The organism is Roseomonas sp. CCTCC AB2023176 (assembly GCF_042259275.1).
Lineage (GTDB): Bacteria > Pseudomonadota > Alphaproteobacteria > Acetobacterales > Acetobacteraceae > Roseomonas.
The window spans coordinates 185,031-201,058 of record NZ_CP170087.1; the positions used below are offsets into that span (position 1 = coordinate 185,031).

Sequence of the window (16,028 nt, forward strand, 5' to 3'; positions counted from 1 at the left end):
GGACCGGGGCGCATATCAAGCCTGTTTGATATTTCTCCGACCCTCTATTGCACCCCCATGCTGACCCGTCCCGAGGCCTCCCGCGGTGCCTACCTCCAGGTGCTCGTCGCCGCGCGCGGCGCGCCGCGGAACCAGGTTTCCTCCCTCTCGGGGCTGACGAACACCTACATCCGCGACCTCGAGCGCGACGTCATCGCCAACGTGCCGCGCGGCAACCTCATCGCGCTCGGCCTCGCGCTGAACCTCGGCCTAGACGAGCTGGACACCCTCCTCGCCCGTTTCGATCGCGCGGCGCTGGCCGAGGGCGACATCCCTGCCTTCCTGGGCCTCGCGGATCGGCTGCGGCTGTCCACGGCGCTCCACGCCTGCCACAACCTGCTTTACGAGCTCGTCGTCACCTCGCTCGTCGGGCCCGGCGCGTCGCGGGTGACGATCGTGAACCAGCGGCCCACGGGTGCACTGCGGCCGTCGGGCTACCGGACCTACTTCGACCGCCACGTCCTCGCGGCGCACCCGCTCTACCCGGCCCTCGTCGAGGCCATCGGGGCGTTCCGGCGGGAGCGGCTTGAGGCCGCGCTCGCCGCGGGCTGCCGGGTGGAGCACGTCCTGAGCCACGCGCACCTGACGGAGTATGCGGGCGCGCCCGGGCCGAGGGTCGAGCGGCGCTGGCGACGGGCGCACGTAGCCGCGCTCGCCGACCTCATGCGGCGGTCGCCTGGCTTCTCGGTGCGGCTGATCCCGACGGCGCCGACCTTCCAGTACACGCTCGCGGAGCGCTCCGGCGATGGCGCCCCTGCTGTAGGCTTCGAGGGCTGGCCCTCACCGGGGACGACGCGCCTGTCGCCGGGCGCGCTGACGGGCTTCGCGACGGCGGCGCCCCCGGTGGTCGCGAGCTTCGCCGAGGACCTCGCGCGCTGCCGGTCAGGGGCGGTGGACGGGTTGGCGGACCGGGACGCCACGCTTAACGCCCTGGAGGAGCTGGCACGGCAACCGGTCTGAGGCACCCGCGCCGATCGCTGCCGTTACTGGGATCAGCCCGTCCGGCCGCCTCGGCATCAGACCCGGGCGAAGCGCTAGCCCCAGCCTCGGCGGGTCCGAGGCGCTGAACAGCACGATCGAGTTTGGTCGGGAGCGGCATGGCCGCTCTGGAGCTGCGACAGCGGAGAAGCGGACGTACCCGCGTTGCAGCCGATAGCGCCAGCAACTTGGCGCGGAGGGCTTTGCGCCTTTCTGCCAGGGGTCGGCCCCTGAGCGCGACGGCGCCAAGGGGCACTGGTCGGGCGATCGGAAGCAGACGACGCTCTGGTCCATCCCGACCCGCGCCGGCGCGGAGGACAGCGCGACGGTCCACGGCACCCAGAAGCCCGTGGAGTGCATGCGCCGGCCGATCGAGAACAACTCCTCCCCGGGTCAGGCGATCTACGAGCCGTTCTCGGGGTCAGGCACGACGATCATTGCGGCCAAGGCCTCCGGACGGGCCTGCCATGCCGTCGAGCTGTCGTCTGCCTACGTCGACGTCGCCCTCCTGCGCTGGGCGGCCTTCGCAGGCGGCACCGCCCGGCTCGAGGCGACGGGGGCGACCTACGCCGAGGTCGCGGCCGAGCGGGTGACAGGCGCCCCGCGACCGGCGGACGCGCCGGCGTGAGCCAGGAGGTAGCCTTCGAGCCGACGGAGGAGCAGCGCCGGACGGTTCGCGCCATGTCGGGCTACGGCGTGTCCCAGGACGACATCGCGACGCTCCCCAAGGTCTCGCCCAAGACGCTGCGGAAGCACTTCGGGCACGAGCTGAAACGCGGCTCGATCGAGGCCACGGCGAAGGTCGGACAGAGCCTGTTCCGGATGGCCACCGAGGGCGGCTCCGTGGCGGCCGCGATTTTCTGGATGAAGGCACGCGCGGGCTGGCGGGAAAAGCAGGTCCCCACAGAAGGGGGGAGGTCGCCGGCTCCGTCGATGGTGCCGAACTGCGGCGCCGCATCGGTCAACGCCTGACGACCCTCGCGCCCCTCCTCCCAGACGACCCGCACGAGGCCGTCCGCAGCTAGCGCCAGATCATCGAAGGCCGGGCAGATTGATCAACAATGAGCACGGCCTTCCGGCCGTGCTCGCGCAGATGCTCACCAGGCGTCAGACGTCAGCCTTCGAGATGTCGTAGGTGACGTGACCGGTCGTCGTCGACTTGAACTTGTCGTCGATGTTCAGGTACTCGCTGTCGATCGCCGCGTAGGAGAAGGACGCGGAGATGTCCGGCCGCGCGCCGTGGCTCGAGAGCGAGTAGGAGGAGATCAGCACGCGTTCCAGCTTGTACTTCTGGAAGGCGACGTGCTTGCCCTTGCCATCGGTCTGCGTGATGTGGATCTCGACCTTCTTCGCCTCGCCGCCGATCGCTTCCTTCAGCATGAGCTGGTCGAAGCTGTCCATCGACTTCGTGATGACGAACTCGGAGAGCGACGGGGCGGAAGCCTCGCGCTTGGAGCCGCCGCCGGAGCCGATGGAGACGCCGCGGCCGACGCCGAACTGAAGGCTGCCGGCCTCGACCCACTTCTCGTAGCCCACTGCCGTGACCTCGCCGTTGAGGCCTTCGTACTTGAAGAAAATCGCCATGGTCTGATCCCTTCGGACTGGTGTGTCTGAGGGCGATATACCCGGCCCGCGCCTTGGGGCTGTGTCGTCGTGTGCCGCTTCGTGTCACGCGTGTCATGGTGCACAGCTCAGGCCAGCACTAACCTGAAGCCGGCACCCTCTCGCCGTGACCCTGTTCACCATCGACCAACGACCGTTGCTCGGTGGTGAACAGGCAGGTTCAGCGGGCGGGTGGCGACCGTCGGCCGGGGAGACAGGCAGCGCGGACTGGTCCAAGGTCATGCCACACTCGGAGGAACGACCTTGGACATCCGCAACCTCGGCTGCTCTGGCCTTCGCGTCTCGGCGGTCGGTCTGGGCTGCAACAACTTCGGCGGGCGAATCGACCTAGAGGCAAGCCGGGCCGTGGTCCACGCGGCCCTCGATGCGGGCATCACCCTCTACGACACGGCCGACGTCTATGGCGAGCGCGGTGGCTCCGAAAACGCTCTCGGCGAGATCCTCGGCCCGCGCCGCAGGGACATCGTGCTTGCCACGAAGTTCGGCATGCCGATGGACGCAGCGGAGACGCTCAAAGGCGGTAGCCGGCGCTACGTCATCGCCGCCGTCGAGGCGAGCCTGCGGCGGCTACGCACCGACTGGATCGACCTGTACCAGCTTCACCGCCCTGACCCGCTCACCCCGATCTACGAGACGCTGCGCGCGCTGGAGGACCTCACGCGGGCCGGCAAGATCCGCTACGCCGGCTGCAGCAACCTACCGGCCTGGCAGGTGGTCGAGGCCACCTGGACGGCGCGGGATCTCGGCCTCGCGGGTTTCATCTCCTGCCAGGACGAGGTCTCGCTGCTCGTTCGGAAGCACGAGGCGGAACTGATGCCGGCGATGCGGGCTTATGGCTTGGGGCTCCTACCCTACTTCCCCCTCGCGAGCGGGCTGCTAACCGGCAAATACAAGCGCAACACGACGATGCCGTCCGATGCGCGGCTGACGAAGACGCAGCGTCTGGCCGAACGCTACCTCACCGATCGGAACTGGACGGTTGCCGAGCGGCTCGCCGACTTCGCCGAGGCACGCGGGCACACACTGCTCGAGCTCGCCTTCTCCTGGCTGCTCGCCCGTCCGCCGGTCTCGAGCGTCATCGCGGGCGCGACGAAGCCAGAGCAGGTCGCGGCGAACGTGGCGGCCGGTGGGTGGTCCCTCACCGCCGACGACCTGGCGGAGGTCGACCGGATCTGCGGCGCGGAGCTGGCCGCGGCGTAGGCGTTCGCAGACCCGACCGGGACGGGCCGCGACCGCTTCGGGCCGTATAGTCCCTCGTCATGGCCGTCATGAAGATCGCGCGCATGGGGCACCCCGTGCTGCTGGAGCGCTGTCAGCCCGCGGCGGACCCGATGACCCTAAACCCGAGAACTGGCCCGCTCATTCCGAGAGTTTTCCGGCAGGATCCCTGACCCAGGAGGAGGCCTGCCGATGCGGAAGAGCCGTTACAGGGAGGAGCAGATCGCGTTCGCGCTAAAGCGGGCGGAACTGGGCACGTCGGTCGCCGAGGTCTGCCGCAAGATGGGCGTGTCGGAAGCGACGTTCTTCCGGTGGAAGCAGAAGTATGGGGGCCTAGGGCCGTCTGAGCTGCGGCAGCTTCGTCAGCTGCAGGAGGAGAACACGAAACTCAAGAGGCTCGTGGCCGACCTGAGCTTGGACAAGGCGATGCTGCAGGATGTGCTGGCAAAGTGGGTGTAGGGCCTCGTCGCCGACGCGAGTTCGTCCGGCATGTCCAGGACGCGTCCGGCGTGAGCGAGCGACGAGGCTGTCTGGCGCTGCGGTTCCATCGGTCGTCGCACCGGTATCGTACGCGCCGTGACGAGCAGATGCCGCTGCGGCTGCGCATCCGGGAGATTGCGGCGGTACGGGTCCGCTACGGCTATCCGCGGATCCACATCCTCCTCAGGCGGGAAGGATGGCAGGTGAACCGGAAGCGGGTGTACCGGCTGTATCGCCTTGACGGCCTGAGCTTGCGTCACAAGCGGCCGAGGCGGCACGTGACCGCGGCGCGCCGTACGGAGCGCGAGGTTGCAGGCCAACCGAACGAGCACTGGTCGATGGACTTCGTCTCTGACGCGCTGTTCGATGGTCGGCGGATCCGGGCCCTGACCCTCGTCGACAACTACATGGGCGAGGCACTGGCGATCGTGGTCGACAGCGGCATCCGCGGTGAGCATGTGGCGCAGGCCGTCGAACGCGTCGCGGCGTTGCGTGGACCACCTCGCCTCATCCGTGTCGACAACGGCCGGAGTTTATCTCGAAGGTCCTGGACCGTTGGGCCTACGAGCGCCGCGTGACACTCGACTTCTCGCGGCCTGGCAAGCCGACCGACAACGCCTTCGTGGACTCCTTCAACGGACGCCTCCGGGACGAGTGCCTCGACACGCATTGGTTCTTGTCGCTGGAAGATGCCAGGAGCAAGATCGAAGCCTGGAGACGGGACTACAATGCGTCCCGACCTCACAGTGCCCTGGGGCACCTGACGCCCCAGGAGTTCGCCCTACAGGTCGCCTCCGGAGGCGGCCGATGAAGCCGGAAGGCTCTCCCATGGGCCGGACCAGTTCCGGGGATAGGTTCAGTCAGACTTGCGCGCGCGAGGAGATACCGACCCGCTATGGCACGCCTCTCCATCTTCATTGCGGCCCTCCTGGTAGTAGCGACGTCGGCCGTTGCTCAGCAGCTCGTGGGCCGCTTCGGCTCTTGGACCGCCGCCACCCACCAGGAGGCCACAGGCAAAGTCTGCTACGCGTTCACGCCGGTCGTAGGCCGCACCCGGCGGAACGGCATGCTCACCATCGTGCATCGCCCCGAGGGGCGCAACGAAATGGTGCTCCGGCTTGGTCGCACCTTCCGTCGCAGCGCCGAGGTGAACGTCACGGCGGGAGATGCCAACCTCCGCTTCTACGCGATCGGTGGGAACGCCTTCGCCCGGGATGGCCGTGCTGCCGTCGCCGCATTCCGCAACGGGCAGACCGTGGTGGCGAGGATCCCGACCGCCAACCGCCGCGGCACCGTCAGCCGCACCTTCTCGCTCTCCGGCTTCTCCGCAGCCTACAACGCCATCAGCCGTGAATGTCCTCGCGCGGCCCCGCGGCGCGGCGGGTGAGCGATCTGCACCGGACCTACTCGATCATCGCGACTTCGGTGTACGGACGTAGCGTCGCGGCCTGTTCAGCAAGGGCGAGACGTGCCGCCTGGAACTCCGCCAGCTGACGCTCGGAGAGCCGGGCCTGGGCCGACACGTGCGTGCTGGGGTCAACCGGCTTGCCGGCGACCAGCACCTCGTAGTGCAGGTGTGGCCCGGTCGACAGTCCGTCGGACCCGACATTGCCGATCGTGTCGCCCTGCTTCACGGCGCGTCCCGGGGCAAGGCCCTGCGCGAAACGCGAGAGGTGGGCATAGCGGGTTTCCGATCCCCCGCGATGGCGGAGGCGGACCGTGCGGCCATACCCATTCTCGCGCCGGGCGGAGATGACCCTGCCGTCCGCAGCCGCGTAGACCGGGGTGCCCGTTGAGGCGCCGAAGTCGATGCCGTCATGCGGTCGAGATGAGGCCAATACCGGATGGCGCCGCAAGCCGAACCCGGACGTGACACGCGCCCCGTCGAGCGGCGTGCGCAGGAAGGAGCCGCGCACGCTCCTGCCCTCGGCATCGACCCAGTCGGTCGATCCGTCACTCGCATCGTAGCGCCAGAGGGTCAGTCGCCGGCCGGAGAGGATGAGTTCCACCTGTAGCACATGACCGTGCCCGATCAGCTCGCCGTCATTGTCCCGGAGCCGCTCGAAGAGGGCGGAGAAGCGGTCCCCGGGCTGGAGGTCACGCCCGAAGTCGACCGCATGGCCGAGGGTTCCGATGAGGGACATGGCCAATCCTGGAGGGAGGCCAGCTGCGACCATCGACGGGAAGAGGCCGCCCTCGACCTCGCCGGCAGCCATGGCCAACATGCGGTGCTGATCGGAGGAGAGGTCCTCGACGTGCCAGCCATCCTCTTCGAGGCGTGCCCGGACCGTTCGTCCCGGAGCCGGCTCGATTTCCACGCCGATGAGCTCGTCTTCGCGTGACGGATGGAGCTCAATCGTCACCTCCTGGCCGGGGCGGAGCGAGCGCAAGGGGAGCACCCGCTCGATCGCGGTCACCGTCGCCTGCACCTCCGAGCGGTCGAGGCCCGCACCCGTCAGCAGGCCGGCGAGAGTATCGCCCCGTCGCACGACCAGGACGCGCTCCGTCGTCGAGGCGGCTGCTCCTCTGGCTACGGAGATGTCGAGCGATGCCGTCGCAAACAGGGCAAGGATGCTCGCCGCCAGTCCGACGGAGCGCCTAGATGCCATCGTGTCTCCTGTCCCCAAGATTGTTGAGTTTTGCTGAGAACTGACCCGTGGGTGGATATGTCCCGCAGGCCTGCGTCGCGGGTCAAGCGGGTGTTTTGGTCCTCCCCTTTCTGGGTTCGGCCGAGCTACTCCTGAACCGGAAGCTGTCGTTGCCGGTCTCCAGGATGTGGCAGTGGTGGGTGAGCCGGTCGAGGAGTGCGGTGGTCATCTTGGCGTCGCCGAACACGCCACCCCACTCGCTGAAACTGAGGTTGGTGGTGATCACCACGCTGGTGCGCTCGTAGAGCTTGCTGAGCAGGTGGAACAGCAAGGCGCCCCCTGATGCGCTGAACGGCAGGTAGCCGAGCTCGTCGAGGATGACGAGGTCGAGGCGGAGCAGGTGGGCGGCGAGGTGCCCGGCCTTGTTGGCGGCCTTCTCCCCCTCCAGCGCATTCACCAGGTCGACCGTGGAGTAGAACCGCACCTTCTTGCGGCCGTGCTCGATGGCCTGGACGCCGAGCGCCGTGGCGAGGTGGGTCTTACCGGTGCCGGGCCCGCCGATGAGCACGACGTTGTCGGCCCGCTCGGTGAAGTCCCCCCGGTGCAGCTGGCGGACGGTGGCCTCGTTCACCTCGCTCGCCGAGAAGTCGAAGGTGGCGAGGTCCTCCTAGGCCGGGAACCGGGCCGCCTTGGTATGGTAGGCGACGGAGCGCACCTCGCGCTCGGCCATCTCGGCCTTGAGCAGCTGGGACAGGGTGGGGACGGCCGCCTCGAACGCAGGCGCTCCCTGTTCCGCCAGCTCGCCCACGGCCTGAGCCATGCCAAACATCTCCAGCCCGCGCAGCATCACCACGAGGGCGGCGCTCGCCGGATCATGACGCATGGCGCACCTCGCGGGTCCGCAGCGCGTCGTAGCGTCCGATGTCGGCCCTCGGCTCCTGGCGCAGTACCAGGGCCTGCGGCGCGTCGATGGCCGCGGTCGTGCCGCGTCCATCCGTCAGGCGGTGCAGGATGTTGAGGACATGGGTCTTGCTTGCGATGCCGCCCTCAAGGGCCAGTTCCACGGCGCACAGCACCGCCGCCTCGTCGTGCTGCAGCACGAGGGCGAGGACGTCCACCATCTCCCGCTCGCCCCCGGGTCGCCGCAGCAGCTGGGCCTGGAGGTTGCGGAACGCCTCCGGCATCTCGGCGAAGGGCGCGCCGTTGCGGAGCGCCCCGGCTTGCGCTGGATCACCGCGAGGTAGTGCCGCCAGTCGTAGACGGTGCGGCGGGGCACGTCGTGCGCGCGCTCGACGATCCGGGCGTGCTCGCATACGGCCTGCCCCTCGGCCACCACGACGAGGCGGTCGGGGTAGACCCGTAAGCTGACCGGCCGATTGGCAAAGGAGGCCGGGACGCTGTAGCGGTTGGCCTCGAAGTGCACGAGGCAGGTCGGCGACACGCGCTTGGCGTGCTCGACGAAGCCGTCGAACGGCCGTCCCAGCGGCATGAGGCTCGCCGTCTCCCGGGCATGCACCTCGGCGACGCTGCCCGGCAACTCTCCGTGCGGGATCTCGCCCCAGCGCTCGATGCAGCGGGCCGCGAGCCAGGTGTTGAGGGCGGACAGGTCGCCGAAAGGCGGCAGGGCCTGCCAGATCTGCCGCCGGGCGTCCTGGACGTTTTTCTCGACCTGACCCTTCTCCCAGCCCGAGGCCGGACTGCAGAACGTCGGCTCGAAGAGGTAGTGGCTCGCCATGGCCCCGAACCGCGCATTCACCTGCCGGACCTTGCCCGAGCCGACGCGGTCCACCGCCGTCCGCATGTTGTCGAAGATGCCGCGGCGCGGCACGCCGCCCAGCACCCGGAACGCCTCGGCCAGGGCGTCGAACAGCATCTCGTGGGTCTGCAGCCTGTAGGCTCGCACCACGAAGGCCCGGCTGTACGACAGCTTGGTGTGCGCGGCCTGCAGCTTGACCCGCTTGCCGCCGATCATCGCCCAGTCCTCGCTCCAGTCGAACTGGAACGCCTCGCCTGGCCCGAAGGCGAGCGGCACGAACACGCCCCGCCCCGGCGTGCGCTGCGCAACCTCCCGATCCGCCCGCCAGCGCCGGACGAAGGCCGCAACCCGCGCGTAGGAGCCAGCGTAGCCCAGCGCGACCAGGTCGGCGTGCAGCCGTCGCGCGGTCCGGCGTCCCTTGCGACCCTTGCTCGCCTCCCCCTCGAGCCATCGCGACAGTTCCCCGGCGAACGGGTCCAGACGGCTCGGGCGCTCGGGTACCTTGAACCTCACCTCGACCGCGTCCGAGCGGAGGTATTTGCGGATCGTGTTCCGCGACAAACCCGTCCGACGCTCGATCTCCCGGATCGAGATCCCATCCCGGTGGCGCCACCGCCGGATCACACTGGACAACTCCATGTCAATCACTCCGATCACCCCGACCGTGCGGTCGAGGACGTGCTCAGACACGGGTCATTTCTCGGCGAAAACTCAGGCCCTCCCCGGGTCAGATCTCAACGCGAATCAACAATCTACGGCCATTTCCGGCCACGGCGGCATCTGATGACCGCGGCTCAGCATCGGCGTGCTCGCGCCAAGGCCTTCCGGGTCTGGCGCGAGGAAACATGCGTCCAGATCGCGGCCTGAACCCGCGCACGCACCCTCGTGCGGAAGACTCGGCGCCACTTCCAACAAGTCGCCAATTCCCCTACGCCATCTGGGATAGGTTGATCTCCGTCGCGACGGCGGCGGGCGAGAGGGATATGGCGAAGGCGACGGAGGCGGCGACGTCGTCCATCGGGATCGGCACCTGCGGGCCGAAGCGCCCTACCGCGATATCCTCCTCCACCTCCGGCGTCGCGACGTTGCCTGGGTTGAGCACCGTGACGGCGAGCCAGGGCAGCTCGCGCCGGAGAGCCCCGGCGGCGCCGCGCAGGCCGGACTTCGAGGCGGAGTTGGCTACCTCACGCGAGGCAGCGTTGTCGAGGCCGGAGAGGGAGCCGATGAACAGTGCGCGGGGCGAGGATGATCGCCGCAGGGCGGGCAGGAGGGCGTGCACGAGGTGGATGGGGGCGAGCAGGTTTACGGCGAGCACGCGCTCCATCTCGGCCCGGTCGCCGCGCTCGAAGCCGTAGCCCGTCGTGAAGGCGTCCCGCTCCCAGGTGCCGCCGAAGTAGAGGAGGGCATCGAGGCGCTCGCCGCCGAGGCGGTCCGCAACGGCCATCACGCCCTCGCCCGTGGCGAGATCGGCCGCGATCCATTCCCCATGCGGCGAGGGGGAGCGGGAGACGCACCAGAGGCAGGTGGCGGTTCGGACGAGGCGTTCCGCGATCCCGAGGCCGATTCCGCGGCTGCCACCCGCAACGAGCACGTTCTTTCCCAAGACCACCTCGACGCATTCCCTCTGCCCTGACGGTTGAGGTTATCCCATGCAGGCCCCCGCGCCGCGCGTCACGGATCGCCGGAGCGCAACGGAGCTGATGGGAGAGGTGCACGACTGCAATGACGTGGTGCGCTGCCGGCGTCAGCCCAAGATTCCGCGGACGGCGCCGACCCAAGCGAGGATCGCGAAGGCGGCGAGTGCTGCGGCGCAGCTGAGGTTGGGCCCCGGTGCAGGGCAGGGGTGAGGATCATCCCCGCCCAGGCGATGAAGCCCGCGGCGACGAAGCACCAGAGAATGGAGGAGGCGCCGAAGCCGGCGAAAAAGGTCGCCGCCTCCGGGGAGAGAGGGCGCTCGACGCCAAGGGCTGCCATCGGCGCGTCGAGGGCAACCCAGAAGGTAACGTTCTGCGGATTCGAGAGCGAAAGCGCCGCCCCGGCGGCGAGCGCTCCGCGGTCGGTCTCCTCTTTGGGGAGCTGGAACGAGCCGCCAGCGCGCCCGTCGCGCAGGGCACCCCAGGCCATCCAGGCGAGGAGACCTGCACCCGCGATCTCGAGAGGCACGCGGAGAAGCGGCAGGGAGAAGAGGGCGCCGGCGCCGGCGCCGGCGAGGCCGAGGAGGGCCCAACCGAAGTCGCCGACGAGGAAGCCGAACTGAACTGCGAAAGCCGGGCGGAAGCCACCGCGGAGACCTCGCCGCCGGCTCTCGGCGGTGACTGCGCCGGGGGCAGCGTTGAAGGCGAGGCCGAAGAGGAAGGCGGACGCAAAGATGGCGAGCATGGATGGCGCGGTTCCGTTGCAGGTTTTAAGCCCGGCAGTGACCGGGGCCATGTTTCGGGATGACGAAGCGGCGACCACTGGATGAGATCGGGGTGGGTCGGTCCTTCAAGGGCCGCCAGTTCGCAGCCGAGGTGATCCTCTGGGCTGTCTGGTGATACCTCATGTTCCCGATCAGCTACCGCGACCTCGATGTGATGATTGGGATCGAGGGGTGGAGATCGCGCACACGACGATCTTTCGTTGGATCGGGGCCTATGCGCCGGAGTTGGAGAGGCGGATCCGGCCGCACCTGCGGATGAGCAACGGATCCTGGCGGGTCAATGAAACCTACATCCGGGTGAAGGGGCGCTGGACCTACCTGTATCGTGCGGTGGAAAGCCGTGGGGCGACGATCGACTTCCCCCTCTCAGCCAAGCGAGATGCGGAGGCTGCGAAGCGGTTCTTCAGGAAGGCCCTGGGCCAGCCGCACACGGTCAACCCGTGCAGCATCACCGTCGACCGGAACCCGGCCTACCCGCTGGCCGTGTCGGACATGAAAGCCGAGAGCGAGCTCTGGCGCTTCGCGCGGCTGCGGCAGGCCAAGTTCTTGTACAACATCGTGGAGCAAGATCACCGGCGCGTGAAACGGCTGGTCCGACCGGGGCTGGGCTTCGGGGGCTTCCGGACGGCGCGACGAACGCTGGCCGGTTACGAGGTGATGGCGATGGTGAGGAAGGGACAGGTTCAGCAAGTCGGCGGGCGAGACATGCGGGCGCAGGCCACCTTCATCGCCGAGTTGTTCGGGGTCGCGGCCTGATCAGACACCGTACAAGACGCGCTTCGACATAAGCCGAACTTTGCAACACAACCCCCCGGGGCGCTTCGCACCCACCTGATGGGGCTACGCCCTGTCGTGTCACACCGGTCTGTCGCCCTTCTCGACCTTGAGGGTGCGGTTATCGACGCCCGGGAGCATCTTGGCCGGGTCGCGCGTGACGATCACGTCCACGACGGTCGGGGTGGACGTGTTCGCCAGGCCTTCCCGAATCGCGTCGGGGATGCGGTCGGGATCCTCCACGCGGATGCCGCGGCAGCCCATGGTGTTCGCGATGGCCGCGTAGTCCATCTCGACGAGGTCGGAGGACTGGTAGTTGCCGTGGCCATACACCGCGTGCTGCAGCGCCTTCACGTAGCCGGAGGCCGCGTTGTTCACGACGAAGAGGATCGGGGCGACGCCGGTGCGCCGCGCCGTCTCGAGATCCCCGAGCGTCATGTTGAAGCCGCCATCGCCGGTCAGCGCGGCCACGCGCCGGTTCGGCCCGACGCCCAGCTGCGCGCCGATGGCACCGGGCAGGCCGTAGCCGATGGAGGCGAAGCCGCGGTCGGGGACGTAGTGACGTCCCGCCTTCTTCGTCTCGAACAGCAGCCCGGTCCAGTGTCCGGCGAAGCCGCCATCGGCCACGAGCACGCCGTCCTCCGGCATGAGCCGGTTCAGTTCGCCGATGAGGCGCGCAAGGTTGATGGGGCGCTCCGTGCTCTCCAGCCGGTCGCGGGCGTCGTGCTTCCACTTCGCCATGCGCGGCGCGACGGTGGCGGCCCATTCCGACCGTTCAGGGCCCGCACGGTCGTGCTTCCGGCCTTGCAGGGCATCCGCCAGATCGGTCAGGCCCGCCCCCATGTCGCCCCAGAGCGCGACGTCGCAGCGGGACGTCCGCCCGAACTCCTCCGCGAGGATATCGAGGTGGATGACGGGCACGCCCTCGGGCAGCAACTGGAAGCGCTTCGTCGCGATCTCCCCGAGCTTGCAGCCCGCAACAATCAGCAGGTCGGATTCCGCGATCAAGTCGTTGGCGATGCGCGAGTAGCGGCCGAAGAGGCCGGCGTTGAAGGGATGGGAACAGGCGATCGCGCCCTTGCCCGAGATGGTGTGGGCGAGCGGGATGGATCCCTCCTCCACCAGCCGCAGGGAGGGATCGTAGGCGACGGAGAGATGCGCGCCGCCGCCCACCAGCAGCATCGGGCGGCGGGCGCGGGCGATCATCGCCGCCGCACGCTCCACGTCCTCCCGCGCCGGGCGGGACCGCACGGCGGGGATGCGGGTGATCCGCTCGGGGACCTCGAAATCCGTGGGCGAGAACTCGTGTTCCCCGTGCGCCACGTCCTCCGGCACGTCGAGCACCACCGGTCCCGGTCGGCCGGAGGTCGCGACGGACAGCGCGCGGCGCAGCAGTTCGGGGATGCGCTTCGTGCTCTCGACGCGGATCAGTTCCTTCGCGGCGGGACGGAGAATCTCCACCTGCCGCGCTTCCTGCGTCATGTTCTTCCAGGCGTGGTCGCGGTTGGCGTCGCCCGTGATCGCGACGAGGGGCGTGCCGGCGTTCAGCGCCTCAACGAGCGCGGTGACGAGGTTGGTCGCACCCGGGCCGAGCGTCGCGTCCGCGAAGCCGACCCGGCCCGTGACGCGGGCATAGGCGTCGGCGGCGAAGCAGCCCGTGCGTTCGTCGTTGATGAGGAAGTGGCGCAGGCCGAGCGCCCGGCAGGCCTCGTAGAAGGGCAGCAGCTGGAAGCCGCCCATCCCGAAGATCGGGCCGGCGCCGGCGGCCTGGAGGGAGCGGGCCAGCGCCTCCCCGCCCGTCATCCGCACGGCGGTCGCGTTGGGGAGGGCGTCCATCAGGTCACTCCGAGGTAAAGGGCCTGGACGGCCTCGCTCTCGCGCAACTCCGCCGTCGTCCCGCCAAAGGCGACCTCCCCGTGCACGAGGACATAGCCTCGGTCGGCGACTCGGGCGGTCTGCTCGAAGTTCTGCTCGGCCATGAGGATCGTCAGGCCTCTCTCGGCCTTCAGGGCTGCAAGTGTGTCCATGACCTGCGCGACGAGGATCGGCGCAAGGCCGACCGAGGGCTCATCCACCAGCAGCAACCGCGGCCGGGCCATGAGGGCGCGGGCGATCGCCACCATCTGCTGCTGTCCCCCGGAGAGGGAGCCCGCCATCTGTCGACGTTTCTCCTTCAGGATCGGAAAGGTGGCCCAGGCCCGCTCGAGCTCCTCAGCGACCGTCGCCCGAGCCTCCGCGCGGAAGGCACCGAGGATAAGGTTCTCCTCGACGGACAGGCGCGGGAACAGCCGTCGGCCTTCCGGGACGAGCGAGACACCCGCAGCGACCACATCCTGCGGCGGGATGGCGCCCAGCTCCGTTCGGCCGTCCACGACAATGCGTCCGGCGGTCGGACGAAGGAGCCCCGAGAGGCACTTCATCAGCGTGGACTTGCCGTTGCCGTTGGTGCCGAGCAGCGCGACGGTCTCGCCAGACCGGACCTCTAGAGACACGCCGTGCAGCACGCGGACGGCGCCGTACCCCGCTTCAAGGCCGGTGACGGAGAGGTCAGGCACCGAGATAGGCCCTCCGGACCTCGGGGTCGGCCACGACCTCCCGCGGCGTCCCCTCAGCAATGATGCGGCCAAGGTCGAGGCAGACCACACGCTGGGAGAAGCGCATGATCGCCCGCATCATGTGCTCGATCATGATGACGGCGATGCCGCGCGCGTTGAGGCGCAGGAGCAGGTCCAGCACCTCATCGATCTCGCGGCCGGAGAGCCCGGCCATAGCCTCGTCCGAGATGAGCAGGCGGGGGCTCCCGGCGACGGCGCGGGCCAGCTCCAACTTCCGGAGCTCCACCTGGGAGAGATCGGCTGCCGGGTCCGCCGCGCGCGCGCCGAGACCGAACTCGGCCAGGAGAACCTCCGCCCGAACACCCGGCGCTGCCTCCCCCGCTGCTCCAGCGGCACGCAGAGGTTGTCGCGAACCGTCATCCCGCCGAACGGCAGCGGGATCTGGAAAGACCGGGCGATGCCGAGCCTCGCGCGGCGCCAGGCGGAGAGCCCGGCTAGGTCGGCGCCGTCCAGGCGCACGCTTCCGCCGTCCGGCCGCATCCGGCCCGCGACCACGTTCATCAGCGTGGTCTTGCCCGAGCCGTTGGGGCCGATGATGCCCAGCCGTTCCCCCGGGGCGACCGAGACGGAGACGCCGGACAGCGCAGTGAAGCCGCCGAAGCGCTTGACGATCCCGGTCGCCTCGAGCAGCGGCGTCATCGCCGCAGCAACCCGAGAATGCCCTTCGGCGCCGCGACGACGAAGCCGATGAGCAGGAGACCGGTGACGAGGACGTTGACCTCCGAGGAGATCGTGACGGTGACCGCTTGCTGCGCCGTTCCGAGCAGGAGCGCCCCGATCACCGGCCCGATCCAGTGCGAGGTCCCGCCGATCATTGGCATGGCCATGGCCGAAACAGCATAGTGCAGCCCGAAGGCGGAGGTGTGGTCCACGAAGGAGAGGAAGAGCGGCAGCGGCGCCCCGGCCGCCCCCATCAGCGCGCCGGAGAGAGCGGCCGCCTCGACCTTGCGGCGGAGGGTCGGCACGCCGCAGGCCTCAGCCGCGTCCTCGCTGTCGCGGATGGCGGAGAGGGCCCGTCCGAAGGCGGACCGCCCGACCCAGCGGGCGATCCCAACGGCCAGCACTGCCATCACCGTCATGAGGACGACGAGCATGCGGTTGTAGGTGCCGAAGAGCGCGTCGACCTGGGGCCGGTCCACTGTGATGCCCCGCGCCCCGCCCACGTAGTCCCAGTTCAGCACCGCGGTTTCGAGGATCACCGTGACCGCGAGGGTCGCGATGGCGAAGTAGATGCCGCGAAGCCTCAGGGTGAGCAGACCCACACCGGCGCCGAGGAGGGCTCCGGCCACCGCCCCCGCTGCGACCAGGGCCAAGAGGGGCAGGTCGAGCCACTTCAACAGGGCGACCGCGACGTAGGCTCCCGTCGCGACGAAGGCGCCGGTACCGAAGTTCACGTAACCGCCATAGCCGCCGAGGATGTTCCAGGCAGTGGCGAGGACCACGAACTGCAGGACGACGAAGGCTGCGAAGAAGGCGTACTCGTTCGTCGGGAGCCTTGTGGCGAGCACCGCGAGCGCGATGACAGCAGATCCTCCGGC

General features: G+C 69.2%; 12 protein-coding genes and 6 pseudogenes. 7 read left to right on the top strand and 11 right to left on the bottom strand.

All coding sequences use genetic code 11. The features are described from left to right. Window positions 1-57: 57 nt before the first annotated feature. From ACE7GA_RS27325 to ACE7GA_RS27335, 3 genes and pseudogenes are all read left to right on the top strand, one after another. A complete protein-coding gene (locus ACE7GA_RS27325) occupies window positions 58-999 on the top strand; it encodes a hypothetical protein (RefSeq protein WP_376100752.1) in 942 nt (313 codons plus the stop codon). A 253-nt stretch (window positions 1,000-1,252) separates the two neighbouring features. Beyond that, window positions 1,253-1,645: pseudogene (locus tag ACE7GA_RS27330) on the top strand (DNA methyltransferase); the annotation flags it as partial. Continuing rightward, on the top strand, window positions 1,642-1,989 hold the full coding sequence (locus ACE7GA_RS27335; RefSeq protein ID WP_376100754.1) for a hypothetical protein: 348 nt from the start codon (window positions 1,642-1,644) through the stop codon (window positions 1,987-1,989). The pseudogene ACE7GA_RS27330 and the gene ACE7GA_RS27335, both read left to right, overlap by 4 nt. 135 nt (window positions 1,990-2,124) lie before the next feature. Here ACE7GA_RS27335 and ACE7GA_RS27340 read toward each other — a convergent pair whose 3' ends face one another. Further along, window positions 2,125-2,601 (bottom strand): Hcp family type VI secretion system effector, encoded by a 477-nt coding sequence (locus ACE7GA_RS27340; RefSeq protein WP_376100756.1) that lies wholly within the window; start codon window positions 2,599-2,601, stop codon window positions 2,125-2,127. Window positions 2,602-2,883: 282 nt separating this feature from the next. Between ACE7GA_RS27340 and ACE7GA_RS27345 the strand changes: the two genes are divergently transcribed. From ACE7GA_RS27345 to ACE7GA_RS27355, 3 genes and pseudogenes are all read left to right on the top strand, one after another. Beyond that, entirely contained in the window at window positions 2,884-3,840 is a 957-nt protein-coding gene (locus ACE7GA_RS27345) for an aldo/keto reductase (RefSeq protein WP_376100758.1), read from the top strand. A gap of 210 nt (window positions 3,841-4,050) precedes the next feature. Then, window positions 4,051-5,149, top strand: a pseudogene (locus tag ACE7GA_RS27350) (IS3 family transposase). Window positions 5,150-5,233: 84 nt separating this feature from the next. Next, window positions 5,234-5,725: an invasion associated locus B family protein gene (locus ACE7GA_RS27355; RefSeq protein WP_376100760.1), complete on the top strand. Its 492-nt coding sequence runs from the start codon at window positions 5,234-5,236 to the stop codon at window positions 5,723-5,725. A gap of 16 nt (window positions 5,726-5,741) precedes the next feature. Here ACE7GA_RS27355 and ACE7GA_RS27360 read toward each other — a convergent pair whose 3' ends face one another. The 5 genes and pseudogenes from ACE7GA_RS27360 to ACE7GA_RS27380 all read right to left on the bottom strand — a co-directional run bounded on the left by ACE7GA_RS27360 (window position 5,742) and on the right by ACE7GA_RS27380 (window position 11,061). Beyond that, complete coding sequence (locus ACE7GA_RS27360) at window positions 5,742-6,947, bottom strand: peptidoglycan DD-metalloendopeptidase family protein (RefSeq protein ID WP_376100762.1); 1,206 nt, start codon at window positions 6,945-6,947, stop codon at window positions 5,742-5,744. A gap of 82 nt (window positions 6,948-7,029) precedes the next feature. Next, a pseudogene (gene istB, locus ACE7GA_RS27365) lies at window positions 7,030-7,809 on the bottom strand (IS21-like element helper ATPase IstB). Beyond that, window positions 7,799-9,321, bottom strand: a pseudogene (gene istA, locus ACE7GA_RS27370) (IS21 family transposase). The pseudogenes istB and istA overlap by 11 nt, the downstream one beginning before the upstream one ends. A 289-nt stretch (window positions 9,322-9,610) precedes the next feature. Next, window positions 9,611-10,291, bottom strand: a complete 681-nt coding sequence (locus tag ACE7GA_RS27375; protein WP_376100764.1) for an SDR family oxidoreductase — start codon at window positions 10,289-10,291, stop codon at window positions 9,611-9,613. A 62-nt stretch (window positions 10,292-10,353) separates the two neighbouring features. Continuing rightward, window positions 10,354-11,061, bottom strand: a complete 708-nt coding sequence (locus tag ACE7GA_RS27380) for a LysE family transporter (protein ID WP_376100766.1) — start codon at window positions 11,059-11,061, stop codon at window positions 10,354-10,356. 59 nt (window positions 11,062-11,120) lie between these two features. On the opposite strand from ACE7GA_RS27380, the pseudogene ACE7GA_RS27385 reads away from it, so the two are divergent. Continuing rightward, window positions 11,121-11,857: pseudogene (locus tag ACE7GA_RS27385) on the top strand (IS6 family transposase). A gap of 99 nt (window positions 11,858-11,956) precedes the next feature. On the opposite strand, the gene ACE7GA_RS27390 reads toward ACE7GA_RS27385, so the two are convergent. From ACE7GA_RS27390 to ACE7GA_RS27410, 5 genes and pseudogenes are all read right to left on the bottom strand, one after another. Continuing rightward, window positions 11,957-13,711, bottom strand: coding sequence for a thiamine pyrophosphate-binding protein (locus ACE7GA_RS27390; RefSeq protein WP_376100768.1), 1,755 nt, complete (start codon window positions 13,709-13,711; stop codon window positions 11,957-11,959). After that, window positions 13,711-14,430, bottom strand: coding sequence for an ABC transporter ATP-binding protein (locus ACE7GA_RS27395; RefSeq protein ID WP_376100770.1), 720 nt, complete (start codon window positions 14,428-14,430; stop codon window positions 13,711-13,713). Before ACE7GA_RS27395 ends, ACE7GA_RS27390 begins: the two co-directional genes overlap by 1 nt. Next, entirely contained in the window at window positions 14,423-14,716 is a 294-nt protein-coding gene (locus tag ACE7GA_RS27400) for a hypothetical protein (RefSeq protein WP_376100772.1), read from the bottom strand. Before ACE7GA_RS27400 ends, ACE7GA_RS27395 begins: the two co-directional genes overlap by 8 nt. Before the next feature lie 137 nt (window positions 14,717-14,853). Then, window positions 14,854-15,129, bottom strand: a pseudogene (locus ACE7GA_RS27405) (ATP-binding cassette domain-containing protein); the annotation flags it as partial. Further along, entirely contained in the window at window positions 15,126-15,998 is an 873-nt protein-coding gene (locus ACE7GA_RS27410) for a branched-chain amino acid ABC transporter permease (protein ID WP_376100774.1), read from the bottom strand. The gene ACE7GA_RS27410 and the pseudogene ACE7GA_RS27405, both read right to left, overlap by 4 nt. Between the last annotated feature and the right edge of the window lie 30 nt (window positions 15,999-16,028).

What these genes read in the sequence shown, in the direction of transcription:
- ACE7GA_RS27355 (WP_376100760.1), top strand. Translation starts at nt 5,234, where the DNA reads ATGGCACGCCTCTCCATCTTCATTGCGGCCCTCCTGGTAGTAGCGACG.
- ACE7GA_RS27390 (WP_376100768.1), bottom strand. Translation starts at nt 13,711, where the DNA reads ATGGACGCCCTCCCCAACGCGACCGCCGTGCGGATGACGGGCGGGGAG.
- ACE7GA_RS27325 (WP_376100752.1), top strand. Translation starts at nt 58, where the DNA reads ATGCTGACCCGTCCCGAGGCCTCCCGCGGTGCCTACCTCCAGGTGCTC.
- ACE7GA_RS27360 (WP_376100762.1), bottom strand. Translation starts at nt 6,947, where the DNA reads ATGGCATCTAGGCGCTCCGTCGGACTGGCGGCGAGCATCCTTGCCCTG.
- ACE7GA_RS27380 (WP_376100766.1), bottom strand. Translation starts at nt 11,061, where the DNA reads ATGCTCGCCATCTTTGCGTCCGCCTTCCTCTTCGGCCTCGCCTTCAAC.
- ACE7GA_RS27340 (WP_376100756.1), bottom strand. Translation starts at nt 2,601, where the DNA reads ATGGCGATTTTCTTCAAGTACGAAGGCCTCAACGGCGAGGTCACGGCA.